Genomic DNA, 15,058 nt, shown 5'->3' with positions numbered 1-15,058 from the left:
TCATTGATGAAGCATCCCGATCAGGCGGTGGCCAAGGGCGACAAAGGCAGCATCGTCCACTGCCTTGTCAGGGTTGTTCCATGCCATGGAAACCACGATCCAGCGGCCGGATTTGTCTTTCAGCAGCCAGGAAAGATCGATCACGCCGGTCTCCGATCCGCCCTTGTAGCCGACATAGTCCCAGCTCGCTTCAGCTGATGGGGGCAGCGTTGTGTTGATGCCGAGGATCGCCAGAACGGCGGGGTCATCGACGTCCCGCAGGCGCTGGAATATCCGCGCCACATCTTCAGCAGAGGCGAACCATTCAATGCTGTCGATGGCAATCGGACCTGCCCCGATGAACTTGCCGACATCGACCTTGTCCGCGGTGAGAGACGGGGCCCACTGCGCCAGCAAGGCACGCTGCCCGGCATCGTCGGCGGCCCTGAACGCGGCGATCCGTGCCGGGTCGTTCTTCAGCGCGAAGAACTCGACCGTGGTGAGCAGGGGCAGCGTGCGCGAAGGTTCCGCATGGCCCGAGGCAACGATCTCGGCCTCGATTGCCTCCCGCCCGAGCACGCGCATCAGCACGTCGGTGGCGGTGTTGTCGCTGACGGAGATCATCATGGTGGCGAGCGTCTGCAGGGTTACCGGCGTGCCGATCGGCCAGTCCTGCATCTGGCCACTGGGTATCGAAGGGGCATCGAGCTTCACTACGTCTGCCCAGCTGCGTTTGCCCGCCTTGATCTCCTGCGTCAGTGCCGAGAGGACATAGAGTTTGAAGGTCGATCCGATCGCCAGCTGTTCGGAAGCCTTGTTCGTCAGGATCGAGCGGGGTTCCCCGCCATCCAAAACGTAAACTCCGAAGCCGGTCGCGCCGGGCAGGGCGGCAATCTCACCGAGGATCTTTGCCGGCGTATCGTCGACGGGCGTCGCTGCGCCGATGCGGAAACCGGCGACGAGATAGGGCGCCTGGCTGCCGAGCTGCAACGAGGCGGAGGCACGGGCCTTTTCGAAGACGATGTCGAACGTCGCGGCGCCATTGCCCTTGTAGGACACTTCGTCGACTGCCTTGATGGCGCCATTTGCCGCGATGAGCTGGCCCGCGATCGCCTTGAGCTGCGAAGCGGGCACGACGGCCAGGAAGGACGGCGCGAACACCTGCTCTGCAGGCGTGATCCCTTCCAGCACGGCGCGGATATCTTCGGCCCGGCCGATGCTCGCGTCTTCCACGGCATGCGCGTCGTCCTGCGCGAGGGCGATAGAGGGAGATGCAAGCGCGAGCGCCCCGGCGAAGAGCAGATATTTCATGCCGCAAGGCTAGCGTATCGCGGCCAACATGCAATGTTGCCGCCGAAGCTGGAATTTCCTTTTTCTCCCCCTTGAACCTGCCGCCGAATGCCCCCACATAGATTGTGCGGACCGGGCCCCTCTGGCGCGGCTCCAGCCTTCAGGCTGAGCTGCGTGATGTCGGACCGCATCGGATAGCACCGATGCCGGGTCCGGGTTCCAATTCCCCCCCACCCCCCGGACTTCGGATCCGGCTCGGTGCTTCCGATCAAACGCAACTGTCGTTTCGAAGGGAGCATTTGCATGTCCAATCGCCTGTTCAGCCTGATGGAAAAGCACCAGAAGCTGGATAACGCCCTCCGCCTCGCGCAACAGCGTCGGGGTCGCAACTCGCTGGAGATCGTACGGCTCAAGAAGTTGAAGCTGGCCGTGAAGGACCGGATCGCCCGCCTGCTGCGCAGGCCGACTGCCCCGACACTCCAGAACTGAGGCAAGGGAAATGACGCAGATCGCCCGTGGCGCAGGTCGCCGCGGGCGATGACATGCATGCGCGCCCCGCGTGCACATGAGGGACACTGACCATGGAACTTCTATCTGCGGACTGGCTGGGCACCCCGGTCTGGTTCTGGCTGTCATTCGCAGCCATCGTGATCGGGCTGACCGCCTTCGATCTGGGCTTCCTGCACAAGGAAGACAAGGAGATGGGCGTCAAGGAATCGCTCAAACTCTCGGCCTTCTACATCGCCGTGGCGCTGCTATTCGGCCTGTGGGTGTGGTTCGAGCGCGGGCCCGATCTGGGTATGAAATATTACACCGGCTTCTTCATCGAGAAGGCACTGTCGATCGACAATGTCTTCATCATCTCGGTGATCTTCACCTTCTTCGCCATTCCGCCGCGTTACCAGTATCGCGCGCTGCTATGGGGCATCCTTGCAGTGATCGTGCTGCGCGGGTTGATGATCGCGGCCGGCGCGGCTCTGGTGCAGGAATTCTACTGGACGCTCTACATCTTCGCGGCGTTCCTGATCTTCACTGGCCTCAGGATGCTGTGGGTGGCCGATCACGAGCCTGACATCTCGCGCAATCCGCTGATCAAATGGCTCTCCAACCACATGCGGATCACGAAGGAATTGCATGGTCCGCGCTTCTTCGTGCGGGAAAAGGATTCGAAGACCGGCAAACTCGCGCTGGCCGCAACGCCGCTGTTCCTGGCGCTGGTGGTCATCAACCTGGCCGACCTGGTATTCGCGGTGGACTCGGTTCCGGCGATCTTCGCGATCACGACCGATACTTTCATCGTCTATACCAGCAACATCATGGCGATCCTGGGCCTGCGCGCGCTTTACTTCGCGCTCGCGGCGATGGTGCACCGTTTCCACTACCTGAAATATGCGCTGGCTCTGGTGCTGGTGTTCATCGGCTCCAAGATCTTCATCGGCGATTTCCTGACGGAAAGCGGCAAGGTTCCGCCCGCACTCAGTCTGGGAGTGACCTTCGCCCTGATCCTGGGCGGGGTGCTCTGGTCGCTCTGGAAGACGCGCAAGGAGGAGGGCGAAGCACCCGCCTGATCCCGTGGACGGGCCGGGGCCGGTCGAACGCTCAGGCGTCGACTGACTCCGGCCCACTTCCTCAATTGGCTGTAAATGCCCCGTTCGCTGAGCGAGGATGGCAATTGCAGTCAGGAAGGTGACGGCAGCGTTATTGTCGTCTCGCCCTTTGCATCTGTCGTCACCGAACTGACCGGGTTCTGGGTCTGGATCACCTGCATCACTTCCGCCGGAGAAGGCAGGCGGTCGAACGGCGCGAAAATAAAGGTCGAACTGGTATCCTTGAGGATGGGCCAGTACTGGTCTCCGGCAGGCTTTTCGAGCACGCCGAGAAAGGAGAATCGTCCGACGGTAATGGCTGTTCCGGAATCGCCGAGCGCCATGACATAGCTGTCCGTCTTCCCATCGTCCTGGCGATAGACGCCGTAGGACACACCGGCATCCGAATCCCTGCAATACTGTGCAATTTCTGCATCAGGGGCTTTTGATTTTCGGTCAGACGGCTTTTCATCTGCCTTGGCAAAAGCCGCCAGCAGAAACAGGGTTTGCAAGTCCGGTTTGCTTTGTTCTGCCTTCCCTTCGAAGGAAAGCGGGTTGGCGCAGGGCTTGATCGGTTCCGCAGCGGGATAGGCCTGTTTTCCGGTGCGCAGCGGAACAGCGCCAACAAAGCTGTCGATCCGCTGGTCCAGCTGTTGCGCCGTGAGTGTCTGCGAACTCATACGAACCACTATCAGCCAACCGTCATGCGGGAACATGGCGAATCCGGTTGAACTGAATCGATCGTGGCCAGACGGCGCAGAAAAACGGTAGCCGCTGTTTGCCCCACGTCCCTGACGCGGGGTGAAGCTGGTCTGCAGGGCTTGTTCCACCAGAACCGGTCCAATGTTTTTGCTTTCCTTCATCGCCATGAGCACCCGGTCTTGCCACACAGGCACGTCGACCAGGCCGGCACGGAAGACGTAAAGCGTCGCCGTCGTTCCGCTCGCACGGTCCTGATAGGTTGCGAGAATATCCGTTTGCCCGGTTCCGAAATCTCCAGCCCATTCGCGCGAGAATCCGTCCAGCTTCGGAGGAAACTGAACGGAAGTCTTCTTGTGTTTCCAGGTCGCGTCGGGCGCCACATCGAAGTCGGTAATGTCGGCGAATGCCGGGGCGCCGACGAGCGATAACGCTGCGGCTGTAAAGAATACAAATCTCATAAGTCCCCCAATCCCGTTACGGGAATGGGCAGGTTAGGCGTCGATCAGGTCCCGGTCCAGTTCGCCCGCGCGGTTCTGGATGAAGTTGAAGCGGTGTTCCGGATTGCGGCCCATCAGCTGGTCGACCAGTTCCTTCACTGCAAAACGCTGCTCGTGCTCGGCGGGCAGGGTAATGCGGATCAGGCTGCGCGAGGCGGGGCTCATGGTCGTTTCGCGCAATTGCTGCGGGTTCATTTCTCCAAGGCCCTTGAAGCGGCTGACCTCGACCTTCTTGCCCTTGAACTGCGAGGCTTCCAGTTCCGCCCGGTGTGCCTCGTCGCGGGCATAGGTGCTCTCCTTGCCGGCCGTCAGCTTGTAGAGGGGGGGCTGGGCGAGGAAGAGATGTCCGCGCTTCACGATCTCCGCCATTTCCTGGAAGAAGAACGTCATCAGCAGCGTGGCGATATGGGCGCCGTCCACGTCGGCGTCAGTCATGATGATGATGCGGTCGTAGCGCAGATTGTCGGGGTTGCAGTCCTTGCGCGCGCCGCAGCCCAGCGCGAGCTGAAGGTCGGCGATTTCCTGATTGGCCCGTATCTTGTCGGCCGTCGCGCTGGCGACGTTGAGTATCTTGCCGCGGATCGGCAGGATTGCCTGCGTCTTGCGGTCGCGGGCCTGCTTGGCGCTGCCGCCTGCGGAATCGCCTTCGACGATGAACAGTTCGGTCTCGCCATCGCCTTCGCCGGAACAGTCGGTCAGCTTGCCGGGCAGGCGCACCTTCTTGGCGTTGGTTGCGGTCTTGCGCTTGATTTCGCGCTCGGCCTTGCGCTTCAGCCGCTCGTCCATGCGCTCCATCACCGCGCCCAGCAGCGCGCGGCCGCGCTCCATATTGTCGGTGAGGAAGTGGTCGAAATGGTCGCGCACCGCGTTCTCGACCATGCGGGCCGCTTCGGGCGAAGTCAGCCGGTCCTTCGTCTGGCTCTGGAACTGGGGATCGCGGATGAAGAGGGACAGCATCACCTCGCTGCCGGTGACGATATCGTCGGCAGAGATGTCTTTCGCCTTCTTCTGTCCGGTCAGCTCGCCAAAGGCGCGGATGCCCTTGGTCAGCGCGGCGCGCAGGCCCTGCTCATGCGTGCCGCCATCGGGCGTCGGCACAGTGTTGCAGTACCAGCTATAGGAACCGTCGGACCACAGCGGCCAGGCGATGGCCCATTCCACGCGGCCCATCTGCTGGCCTTCGGGCCCGGCCGGAAATTCCTGGCTGCCGCTGAAGAACTGCGCGGTGACGCATTCGCGGCCTCCCACCTCTTCGGCCAGATGATCGGCCAGCCCGCCGGGGAACTGGAACACTGCCTCCGCCGGAACACCTTCGCTGGTGAGCGATGCCGCGCATTTCCAGCGGATTTCGACCCCGGCGAAGAGATAGGCCTTCGACCGTACGAGCTTGAACAGGCGCTGCGGCTTGAATTTCTGCTCGCCGAAAATCTCGGTGTCGGGGACGAAGCTTACACTAGTGCCGCGTCGATTGGGCGTGGGGCCCAGCTTCTGCAGCGGGCCTTGCGTCACGCCGCGCGCGAATTCCTGCGCATAGAGCTGCTTTTCGCGCGCCACTTCGATCCGCGTATAGCTGGAGAGCGCGTTCACCACGCTCACGCCCACGCCGTGGAGGCCGCCGGAAGTCGCATAGGCCTTGCCGGAGAATTTGCCGCCTGAATGGAGCGTGGAGAGAATTACTTCGAGCGAGGATTTGCCGGGGAACTTGGGATGTTCGTCCACCGGGATGCCGCGGCCGTTATCGGTGATCGTCAGGCGCCCGGCGCTGCCTTCGGGGCCTTCTTCCAGCGTTACCTCGATGCGGTTGGCAAAGCCGGCTACGGCTTCGTCCATCGCATTGTCCAGCACTTCGGCAGCGAGGTGGTGCAGGGCGCGTTCGTCCGTGCCGCCGATATACATGCCGGGGCGGCGGCGGACAGGTTCGAGCCCTTCGAGAACCTCGATCGAGGAGGCGTTGTAATCGCCGCTGGCGGCAGGCGCGTTTTCGAACAGATCGTCGGACATCGAAACCGCTATAAGGCGCGGAATCGCGCCTTCACAAGCAGGTTGCGCGGGTTATCTTCAGTCCTCGAACCGATCGGGTGCAAGCGACACTACGTCGATCTTGCCCTTGCCGACCTGACGGACTTCCATCGCGCGTTCCACCACCCCGTCGGCGCGGAAGCGGAACGGGCCGTCCAGCCCGAGGAAGCCGCCACCGTCGCGCATCTTCGCAAGAGGGAAGGCTTTGCCCGGCTTCCAATCGCGCGCGACGCGCAGCGTGAGCAGCACGGAATCATAGCCAAGCGTAGCGATCCTGTGCGGAGTGGAGCCGAAGCGTTCCCGGTAGCTTTCGGCGAACTGGCCAAAGCGCCCGTCGGAAATGGTGGAGAACAGCGCGCCGCGCAGGGCAGCGGAACTGGCAACACTGGCATCGCCGCTCCACAATTCGGTGCCCAGCAGCATCGGCGAAGTGGCATTGGCCGGGCGTATGGCGCCAGCGGCCTGGATCGACAGGCGCGGCCCTTCCGCGATCAGGATAGTGTCGAACCCGCCCTTTGCCCGCAGCCGCTTGGCGGCGCTGACGATGGACGTATTGCCGCGATCATAGGTTTCCCGCCCGGCGAGCGTCAGCCCGCTTTGCGAGAGTGCATAGCGGAAAGCGCTTTCGGCACGGGCGCCATATTCGCCATCCGGAACCAGCAGGGCGACCTTCCTGGTGCCGAGTGTCTTGGCGAAATCGATCGAGCGCACGATCGACTGTTCCGGGCTGACGCCCATCACGAATACGTCGTTCGTCGCGACCGAAGTGTCATTCGAAAAGGCGATCAGCGGCACGCCGGCGGGCCGCGCACGGGACAGGATCGGCATCACGTCTTCGGAAAGCAGCGGACCGAGGATCAGCTTGTTGCCATCGGCCAGCGCGCGTGCGGCGGCGCTGTCTGCCCCGGTGGCCGTATCATAGGTGGTGATGCGCAGATTTTCTGCATTGGTGTCGAGCAGTGCCATTGTCGCGGCATTGGCGATGGACTGGCCGACGTCGGCGTTGGCGCCCGACAGCGGAACCAGCAGGGCGACGCGGTGGCGGTCCGTATCCGTGGGCAGTGCGCCTTCGGTGGGCTTAGGGGCCGGGGCCGGGCCGGGCTCGACCTTGGGGATCACTTTACAGCCTGCCAGAAGCACCATCGCCGCTATGGCCAGCGCCCTGCGCCGATTGATTGCTCCACCCAACATCTTGCCGCTCCCTGCAATCCTGTCCACAAGGCCTGAATGTCCAGCGCCGAACGTGAACCGTCCCTGACACCGGGGCTCTATATTGTCGCAACGCCGATTGGCAATCTCGGTGACATCACGATGCGGGCAGCCGAGGTGCTGGCGCGGTGCGATGCCATTGCCTGCGAGGATACGAGGGTTACGGCCAAGCTGCTGAAACATCTCGATATCAGGAAACCCCTGTGGCGCTATGACGACCATAGCGGAGAAAAGGATCGCGCCCGCCTGCTCGAATCCATGCGCAGCCAGGCAATCGCGCTGGTCAGCGATGCGGGCACGCCGCTGATTTCCGACCCCGGCTATCGCCTTGTGCGCGAGGCGCGAGAGGAGGGCATCACGGTTACCAGCCTGCCCGGCGCGAGTGCCGCCATTGTCGGCCTCACTCTCTCCGGCCTGCCGAACGATCGCTTCCTGTTCGCCGGTTTCCTGCCGGTGAAGGAGAAGGCGCGGGGAGATGCGCTGGCGGAGCTGGCAAATGTGCCGGCCACGCTGATCTTCTACGAGACCGCGCCGCGTCTCCCAAAATCGCTGGAGGCCATTGGCGAAGTCCTGCCCGGGCGGGATGTGGCGGTCGGGCGGGAACTCACCAAGCTGCATGAGGAATGCCGCACGGGCACTCCGGCAGACCTGATCGCTCATTACGAGGCTCATCCGCCAAGGGGCGAGATCGTGCTGATGGTCGCCCCGCCGGGCGAAGAGGCGGGGGGAGAGGTGGATGCCGATGCCCTGCTGATCGCCGCGCTGGAGCACGACAAGCCGTCTCAGGCGGCGGCTCAGGTGGCAAAGGCGACCGGACTGGATCGCAAGATGCTCTATGCGCGCGCGATGGAGCTGAAGAGCCGGTGAGCCGCGCCGAAGCCGAAAAGCTTGGTCGTCTGGCAGAGATCAGGGCGGCCCTGTGGCTCAATCTCCATGGCTGGTGGTTGCTCGACCGGCGAGTGAAGACCCCGCGCGGCGAAATCGACCTGATTGCCCGGCGCGGGCGCACTGTGGCCTTCATCGAGGTGAAGTGGCGCAAGCGGGGCGACGATCTCGCCATGGCAATCGACGAACACCGCCTGCGCCGTGTCGCCGCCGCCGTGGAGGCAGTGGCTCATCGCTATCAAAAGCCGAAGGATTCGATCAGGATCGACGTCCTGCTCCTTGCGCCGGGCCGCTTCCCGCGCCACATCGTCAACGCTTGGCAGCCCTGAGTGGGGCTGCTGCTCAGACAGACCAATAGAAAGACCTGCCGATGGCCCTGCGCGTCGCCGTCCAGATGGACCCAATCGAAAGCATCAATATCGCGGGCGATTCCAGTTTCGCCCTGATGCTGAGTGCGCAGGCGCGCGGGCATGAACTGTTCCATTACGACGTCGGATCGCTGACGCTGGACGAGAACGACCGGCTGCATGCGATGCTGAAGCCGGTCACTGTCCAGCGCGAGGTGGGTAACCATTTCAGGGCGGGCGAAGAACGGCGCATGGATCTGGGCAAGGACATCGACGTGATCCTGATGCGGCAGGACCCGCCCTTTGACATGGGCTATATCACTGCCACGCATCTGCTCGAGCGGATCGAGAATGAAACGCTGGTCGTGAACAATCCGGTCAGCGTGCGCAACGCGCCGGAAAAGGTGTTCGTCCTCGATTTCCGTCAGTTCATGCCGCCCACGCTCGTCACTCGCTCGGTCGAGGAAGTACGGGCCTTCCAGAAGCGCCATGGCGCGGTGGTGGTGAAACCGATCCACGGCAATGGCGGCAAGGCAATCTTCCGCGTGCCTGAAAGCGGCGACAATCTTTCCGCCCTGATCGAAGTGTTCAACCAGACGTGGCCGGAACCCCACATGGTTCAGCCCTTCCTCCCCGAAGTGGCCGAAGGCGACAAGCGCATCGTGCTGGTGGATGGCGAAGTGGCAGGGGCCATCAATCGCCGCCCGGGCGAGGGCGAGTTCCGTTCCAATCTGGCGCGGGGCGGCTCTGCCGAGGCAAGCGGCCTGACGCCGCGCGAAGAGGAAATCTGCGCCGCGCTCGGCCCGCGCCTGAAGGAACTGGGGCTGATCTTCGTGGGGATCGACGTGATCGGTGGCCACTGGCTCACCGAAATCAACGTGACTTCGCCGACCGGCATCGTCGCCATCGACAAGTTCAACGGCACCGATACTGCCGGGATGATCTGGGATGCCATTGAAGGCAGGCTCGGCCGCAGCTGAGCCTGCCTGACAGGCCGTCAGATCGAATAGCCGCCGTCTATTGCCAATTCCGCGCCGGTGATGAAGCGGCCTTCTTCGCTGGCGAGATAGGCGGCGAGCCCGGCTACGTCGCTCGCCTTGCCGAACCTGCCCATTGCCAGCGCGGCAAGCGCGGGGGCCGCCCAGGGGCCGTCGGCCGGATTGAGATCGGTGTCGATCGGTCCCGGCTCGATCACGTTCACGGTGATCCCCTTCGGCCCGAGATCGCGCGCCGCGCCCTTGGTGAGGCCGACGAGTGCAGCCTTGGTGGCCGAATAGAGCGCGCCATAAGTGAAGGGCAGGCGCCGCGCATTGATACTGCCGATGGTGATGATCCGGCCCCCGTTGGGCATGATCTTCGCCGCTTCGTTCATGGCGACGAAGGCGGCGCGGACGTGCACTGCGAAGATATGCTCGTAATTTGCGAGCGTTGCTTCGCCGATCAGTTCGGGCGTTCCGCCGCCTGCATTGTTGACGAGGATGTCGAGCCCGCCGAAATGGGCGGCAGTGCCCGCCACTGCGCGCTCGACCGCTGCGGCGTCGGCACTGTCGGCCTCAATCGCAAGGGCACGTCCGCCATCCGCCTCGATTTCCTCCACGATCTGCCGGGCAGCCTCTGCCGAAGCGCGATATGTGAAGGCTACGCTGGCGCCTTCGGCGGCGAAACGGCGAACGATACCCGCACCGATGCCGCGCGATCCGCCGGTGACCAGTGCGATCTTTCCTGCAAGGCGCCCTTGGCTTCCCATGATCCGATCCTACCTTTGGCTGGAATTTCGCAACCGCTAGGGCCTGGGGCGATCCGCGTCACCTCTCCCGAATGGCCTGACAAGCTTTTGGCCGCCTGCCGCCAAGGACAGGCAGATCACCCGCCCGAAAAGGTTTCGCAGCCCGCATCATGAATGAATTCATCCTCCATGTGATCGAGCAGGGCGGCTATCTGGGCATTGCGTTTCTGATGGTGATCGAGAACGTGTTTCCGCCGATCCCATCCGAACTCATCATGGGACTGGGCGGCGTGGCGGTGGCTCGCGGGACGATGGAATTCTGGCCGCTGCTGGCGGCGGGAACCATCGGTTCCACTCTCGGCAATTACGTCTGGTTTCTCGCCGGGGACAAATGGGGCTATCGCCGCCTTCAGCCTCTGGTCGACCGCTGGGGCCGCTGGCTGACAGTGGAGTGGGAGGATATCGAGCAGGCCAGCCGCTTCTTCCGTCGTCACGGCCAATGGGTGGTATTCTTCCTGCGCTTCTCGCCGCTGCTGCGAACCATGATCTCGCTACCTGCGGGACTGGCTCACATGAAGCATGGCAGGTTCCTGGCCTATACATTTGCCGGGGCCGGAGTGTGGAATGTGCTGCTGATCGGCAGCGGACACTGGCTGGGGCGCTATTTCGAGGAATCCCAGCAATGGCTCGACTGGATCGTGATCGGCGGGCTGGCCGTGGGTGTCCTCGGCTATCTCTGGCGGGTGATCACGTGGAAACCGCGCAGGGATCGGTAGGCAAGGTCCGCGGGATTTTTCGTCATTGCGAGGGACTATAGGTCCCGCGGCAATCCAGGGCGGAAGCGCGTTGGGCTCTGGATTGCCGCGCGGCTTTGCCGCTCCCAATGACGAGTTCCAACCTGTCAGGGCTGAACAGTGAAAACCCGCCTCTCTCAATCCCCAACCGGCCATTCATGCACTGGCATGCCGCTGCGCTGGTGTTCCAGATAATCGGCGGTCAGGCGAAACAGGTCGCCATGCTTGCGGTAATGGGCGAGCTGCCATGTCGCGCCATTCTGGCCGGTGGCGATGCGCCGATCCACAATGTCCAGATAACGATCGATCAGTTCTGACTGAACACCCTGTTCCTCCAGCCCTTCGCGCGCCAGCGCGGCCAGTTTCCTCAGCACCTCGCGAACCGGATGGACTTCACCATCGAACCAGCGGATTTCCGCGCCGAGTCCGTACTTGGCCGCCGCGTAGAAATTGCTTCGCGCGGCCTCGAACGGCAGGTCCTGCTCCGGCGCGGCGCACCGATCCGCCAGCATGAATACTGCGCCGTAATAGAAGGCGGCATTGGCGATCATGTCGATCACGCTTGGACCGGCGGGCATCACGCGCTGTTCGATGCGTAGATGCGGCGTGCCGTCATCGTCGAAACCCACCAGCGGGCGGTTCCAGCGCCAGACCGTGCCATTATGCAGGCGCAGGCAGGGGAACTGCGCCTCGTCATCCCCGCAAATGGGCAAGAGGGCCGGATAATGCTCAAGGTTTTCGGCGAAGATCGCGGTGGGATCGGCCCCTGCATATCCGGTGCCGAAAGTCACGCGGTGGAGCGTGCTGTCGTCCCCCGCTTGCTCGATTGCCTGTTCGAACAGAGGAATGCGGGTCTCGTGCCAGAGCGGCTTGCCGAACAGGAAGGGCGCATTGGCCGCCAGCGCCACCAACGGCGCGCTGAGGATCGTGGAGGCGTTGAGGTTCGGCCCGATCCGTTCGGGCGGAACTTGCAGATGGAGCTGGAACGAGGTGGTCCCGGCCTCCAGCATGCAGTCGAGATGCGTCGTCTTGAGATGTTCACCTGCCGGATCGTGGCAATCTATGTCGATGGAAAGCGGCCGCCCTTCGCGCAGATGGATCATCTCGTTATTGAGCGCCACATAGCGATTGGACGGCGTCATGTTCGCCAGCGACAGGTCGCTTTCCCGCAGGGTCGGCAGAGTGCCGATGGCGACCACCGTGTCTACATCCTCATGCGCATTGGCAATGCAGCGCTTCCAGGTGGCGTCGAGATGTTGCTCCATCGCCAGCAGTCCGCCGCCTTCCAGCATTTCCGGGAAGGCGTTCACTTCGATGTTGAAGCGTGAAAGCTCGGCCACAACGAAGGGATCGCCCAGACGCTCAAGGAAGCTCTGGTTATGTGGCGCGGGGAAGTAATTCCGGTCGATCAGCCAGGCTTCGAGTTCCAGCCCGATGCGAGTGCCTTCCCGGGACAATTGATTGGCCGCATGAAGCTCTTTCAGCCGCGCCGTCTCCCGCTCAAGCTGATCGGAAAATCGCGCGAAATCGGCTGCTTCGAAACCTGCCGAACTGATTTCCTGTCCCAAGCGTGCCCCCACACCAATTCCCGGAGCGGCGGACTATGCCTCAGCCCCGCCAATTCGCCAGCGGATTCTTGGCGGTTTTCCACCATGTGCCCGGCATGGGATTGTTTACGCTTGACGGCTAATCGCAAGGCCATGTTTCAGGCCGCTTTCATTGCCCTCATCCTGATCAATCTGCTGACTGCCCTGCGCTTCTGGCAGGACAAAAGATATGCGATTGCAGGTGCGCGGCGCATTCCAGAGGCGGACTTGCTGGGCCTTGCCCTGATCGGAGGAACGCCCGCGGCCTTTGCTGCGCGCCACCTGTTCCGACACAAGACCCGCAAGCAGCCATTCTCGACCTATCTGCAATTGATCGGCGTGCTTCAGGTCGGCGGGATTACGGGCTGGTATCTGCTCTGATCAGCCCCGTTCGCGGGGATGGGCCTTGCGGTAGGTGTCGAGCAGGGTTGCGGCATCGACCTTGGTGTAGATCTGGGTCGAACCGAGGCTGGCGTGGCCAAGCAGTTCCTGCAGGCTCCTGAGGTCCGCACCGGCGCCCAGCAGATGCGTGGCGAAGCTGTGGCGCAGCGCGTGGGGGGTGGCTGTGGCAGGCAAGCCCAGCGCTTGGCGCGCGCGCGCCATCGCCTTCTGCACCATGCCTTGCGAGAGCGGGCCGCCCTTTGCCCCCCGGAACAGCGGATCGTTCTTGCCCAGCGGCCAGGGGCATTCGGCGGCATAGGCGGCGACGCCGTCACGCACGAGGGGAAGGATCGGGACGACGCGCTGCTTGCTGCCTTTGCCGGTGATAGTCAGCGTCTCGCCCAGCGGCAGATCGCCACCCTTGAGCGACAGGGCCTCCGAAATGCGTAGGCCTGCGCCGTAGAGTAGCAGCAGCACCGCCCGGTCGCGCGTGCCGATCCAGCCCTCGCTGGCGTTCTCGTCCACCGTCTCGGCAAGGTTCAACGCTTCGTCAGGCGTAACGGGGCGTGGAAGGCCCTTCTTGATCCGGGGGCCGCGCAGCCGGGGAGGGGCGGTATCGGGCAGCCCGGCCCTGTCGCGCGCGAAGGCGATGAAGGCCTTGAGCGCAGAAAGCTCCCGCGCGGCGGAAACATTGCCGATGCCATCGGCCCGTCGCGCGGCGAGTTGCTGGCGCAGGGCAGTGCCTTCCAGGCGGGCTAGGGCAGGCCAGTCCGTATCCCCCAGCCGGTCGAGCAATCGCGCCGCACTGGCGACATAGGCGCGGACGGTATGGGGAGAACGACGACGACCTTCGGCGAGATGGCCATGCCATGCCTCGAGAATGTCGCCCCGTGTCGTCACGCCGAAACCAGGTCCGCCGGGACCAGTTCGCCCAGCAGCGCATCGAGCAGCGGCATACCCGCCTCGCTCACGGTAATCCGGCCCTCTAGGCGCGTCACGAGCCCCTGTGCGGAATAGAATTCGAGCTGGCGCCCATCGATCAGCGCATCGGGCGCGATGGCGAAGCGGGCGGAAAGCGCGGCAAGGTTAATTCCTTCGGCAAGGCGCAGCCCCATCAGCAGTGCCTCGCTGGCCTGCTCACTGCGGCCGAGCGGGCGTTCCTCGGCAATTCCATGGCCGTGGCTCTCGATCGCCGTCAGCCAGTTCTCGGGTTTCTTGTGCCTCACCGTCGCCACGCCGCCGCGCCTGCCATGGGCGCCGGGACCGATCCCGGCATAATCGCCATAGCGCCAATAGGTGAGGTTGTGCCGGCTCTCTTCGCCGGGCCGGGCGTGGTTGGAGATTTCATAGGCGGGCAGACCCGCCGCCGCAGTCAGTTCGCGGGTGAGGGTGAAAAGGTCCGCCGCCGCATCGTCGTCCAGGGGCGTGAAATTGCCCTGCCGGACCATGGTGGCAAAGCGTGTCCCCGGCTCGATGGTCAGCTGGTAGAGCGAGAGGTGCGAGGTTCCGAAGCCCAGCGCGCGTTCCAGCATCTTCCGCCATGCTTCCGGCGTCTGACCGGGCAGGGCATAGATCAGATCGAAGGTGACCCTTGAAAACGCGCTCCGTGCCGTTTCGAGCGCGCTCAGCCCCTCTGTGGCATCGTGCAACCGCCCGAGGAACTTGAGTGCGTCATCGTCCAGAGATTGCAGGCCGAGCGATACACGGTTGACCCCGGCACTTGCCAGATCCCTGAATTTGCTGGCCTCAACCGAACTGGGATTGGCCTCCAGCGTGATCTCGATTCTCGGAGCGAAGCCCCACAGGCGTTCGGCTTCCTCCAGCAAGGTGGCGACCAGCTGGGGCGGCATCAGCGAAGGGGTTCCCCCGCCGAAGAAGATGCTCTCCAGCTTTTCCCCGCCTGCGAGGCCGGCTTCATGCCTCAGGTCGGCAAGCAAGGAATTTCGCCAGCTATCCACATCGACACGGTCCCTCACATGCGAGTTGAAATCGCAATAGGGACACTTGGCGAGGCAGAAGGGCCAGTGGATGTAGAGCGCGCGCGCCATACGGCTTTT

General features: G+C 63.3%; 15 protein-coding genes. 7 read left to right on the top strand and 8 right to left on the bottom strand.

Annotated features, from left to right (window positions below):
- The gene (locus WFP36_RS01570) at positions 1-1,290 is read right to left on the bottom strand and encodes a serine hydrolase (protein WP_336977284.1); all 1,290 of its coding nucleotides are present in this window, start codon (positions 1,288-1,290) and stop codon (positions 1-3) included.
- 282 nt (positions 1,291-1,572) lie between these two features.
- Here WFP36_RS01570 and WFP36_RS01565 point away from each other — a divergent pair, with 282 nt between their 5' ends.
- Positions 1,573-1,758 (top strand): YdcH family protein, encoded by a 186-nt coding sequence (locus WFP36_RS01565; protein ID WP_336977282.1) that lies wholly within the window; start codon positions 1,573-1,575, stop codon positions 1,756-1,758.
- A gap of 92 nt (positions 1,759-1,850) precedes the next feature.
- Entirely contained in the window at positions 1,851-2,837 is a 987-nt protein-coding gene (locus WFP36_RS01560) for a TerC family protein (RefSeq protein ID WP_336977281.1), read from the top strand.
- 110 nt (positions 2,838-2,947) lie between these two features.
- Here WFP36_RS01560 and WFP36_RS01555 read toward each other — a convergent pair whose 3' ends face one another.
- From WFP36_RS01555 to WFP36_RS01545, 3 genes are read right to left on the bottom strand one after another with little or no spacing between them, the layout of a single operon-like run.
- Entirely contained in the window at positions 2,948-4,015 is a 1,068-nt protein-coding gene (locus WFP36_RS01555; RefSeq protein WP_336977279.1) for a hypothetical protein, read from the bottom strand.
- Positions 4,016-4,048: 33 nt separating this feature from the next.
- Positions 4,049-6,055, bottom strand: coding sequence for a DNA topoisomerase IV subunit B (parE, locus tag WFP36_RS01550; protein ID WP_336977277.1), 2,007 nt, complete (start codon positions 6,053-6,055; stop codon positions 4,049-4,051).
- A gap of 57 nt (positions 6,056-6,112) precedes the next feature.
- Positions 6,113-7,264: a penicillin-binding protein activator gene (locus WFP36_RS01545; RefSeq protein WP_336977275.1), complete on the bottom strand. Its 1,152-nt coding sequence runs from the start codon at positions 7,262-7,264 to the stop codon at positions 6,113-6,115.
- A 36-nt stretch (positions 7,265-7,300) separates the two neighbouring features.
- Between WFP36_RS01545 and rsmI the strand changes: the two genes are divergently transcribed.
- The 3 genes from rsmI to gshB are packed head-to-tail and all read left to right on the top strand — an operon-like array spanning position 7,301 to position 9,494.
- The gene (gene rsmI, locus WFP36_RS01540; RefSeq protein ID WP_336977273.1) at positions 7,301-8,149 is read left to right on the top strand and encodes a 16S rRNA (cytidine(1402)-2'-O)-methyltransferase; all 849 of its coding nucleotides are present in this window, start codon (positions 7,301-7,303) and stop codon (positions 8,147-8,149) included.
- Entirely contained in the window at positions 8,146-8,496 is a 351-nt protein-coding gene (locus WFP36_RS01535) for a YraN family protein (RefSeq protein WP_336977272.1), read from the top strand. Before rsmI ends, WFP36_RS01535 begins: the two co-directional genes overlap by 4 nt.
- A gap of 41 nt (positions 8,497-8,537) precedes the next feature.
- Positions 8,538-9,494 carry a glutathione synthase gene (gene gshB, locus WFP36_RS01530; protein ID WP_336977270.1) on the top strand — a complete coding sequence of 319 codons (957 nt, stop codon included), beginning with the start codon at positions 8,538-8,540 and terminating at the stop codon, positions 9,492-9,494.
- Positions 9,495-9,511: 17 nt separating this feature from the next.
- On the opposite strand, the gene WFP36_RS01525 is transcribed toward gshB, so the two are convergent.
- Entirely contained in the window at positions 9,512-10,261 is a 750-nt protein-coding gene (locus tag WFP36_RS01525) for an SDR family NAD(P)-dependent oxidoreductase (protein ID WP_336977269.1), read from the bottom strand.
- A gap of 149 nt (positions 10,262-10,410) precedes the next feature.
- On the opposite strand from WFP36_RS01525, the gene WFP36_RS01520 reads away from it, so the two are divergent.
- Positions 10,411-11,016 carry a DedA family protein gene (locus WFP36_RS01520; protein WP_336977267.1) on the top strand — a complete coding sequence of 202 codons (606 nt, stop codon included), beginning with the start codon at positions 10,411-10,413 and terminating at the stop codon, positions 11,014-11,016.
- 155 nt (positions 11,017-11,171) lie between these two features.
- Here WFP36_RS01520 and WFP36_RS01515 read toward each other — a convergent pair whose 3' ends face one another.
- A complete protein-coding gene (locus tag WFP36_RS01515) occupies positions 11,172-12,602 on the bottom strand; it encodes a hypothetical protein (RefSeq protein WP_336977265.1) in 1,431 nt (476 codons plus the stop codon).
- A 132-nt stretch (positions 12,603-12,734) separates the two neighbouring features.
- Between WFP36_RS01515 and WFP36_RS01510 the strand changes: the two genes are divergently transcribed.
- Positions 12,735-13,001 (top strand): DUF1294 domain-containing protein, encoded by a 267-nt coding sequence (locus WFP36_RS01510; RefSeq protein ID WP_336978675.1) that lies wholly within the window; start codon positions 12,735-12,737, stop codon positions 12,999-13,001.
- On the opposite strand, the gene WFP36_RS01505 is transcribed toward WFP36_RS01510, so the two are convergent.
- Together WFP36_RS01505 and hemW are read right to left on the bottom strand one after the other, a co-directional pair.
- A complete protein-coding gene (locus tag WFP36_RS01505; protein ID WP_336977263.1) occupies positions 13,002-13,901 on the bottom strand; it encodes a tyrosine recombinase XerC in 900 nt (299 codons plus the stop codon).
- Positions 13,898-15,049 carry a radical SAM family heme chaperone HemW gene (hemW, locus tag WFP36_RS01500; RefSeq protein ID WP_336977261.1) on the bottom strand — a complete coding sequence of 384 codons (1,152 nt, stop codon included), beginning with the start codon at positions 15,047-15,049 and terminating at the stop codon, positions 13,898-13,900. The genes WFP36_RS01505 and hemW overlap by 4 nt, the downstream gene beginning before the upstream one ends.
- Positions 15,050-15,058: the final 9 nt, after the last annotated feature.

The organism is Fulverythrobacter fulvus (assembly GCF_037154085.1).
GTDB lineage: Bacteria > Pseudomonadota > Alphaproteobacteria > Sphingomonadales > Sphingomonadaceae > Andeanibacterium > Andeanibacterium fulvum.
The sequence above is the reverse complement of the archived record's forward strand: the minus strand, read 5'-3'. Positions and strand labels throughout refer to the sequence as shown.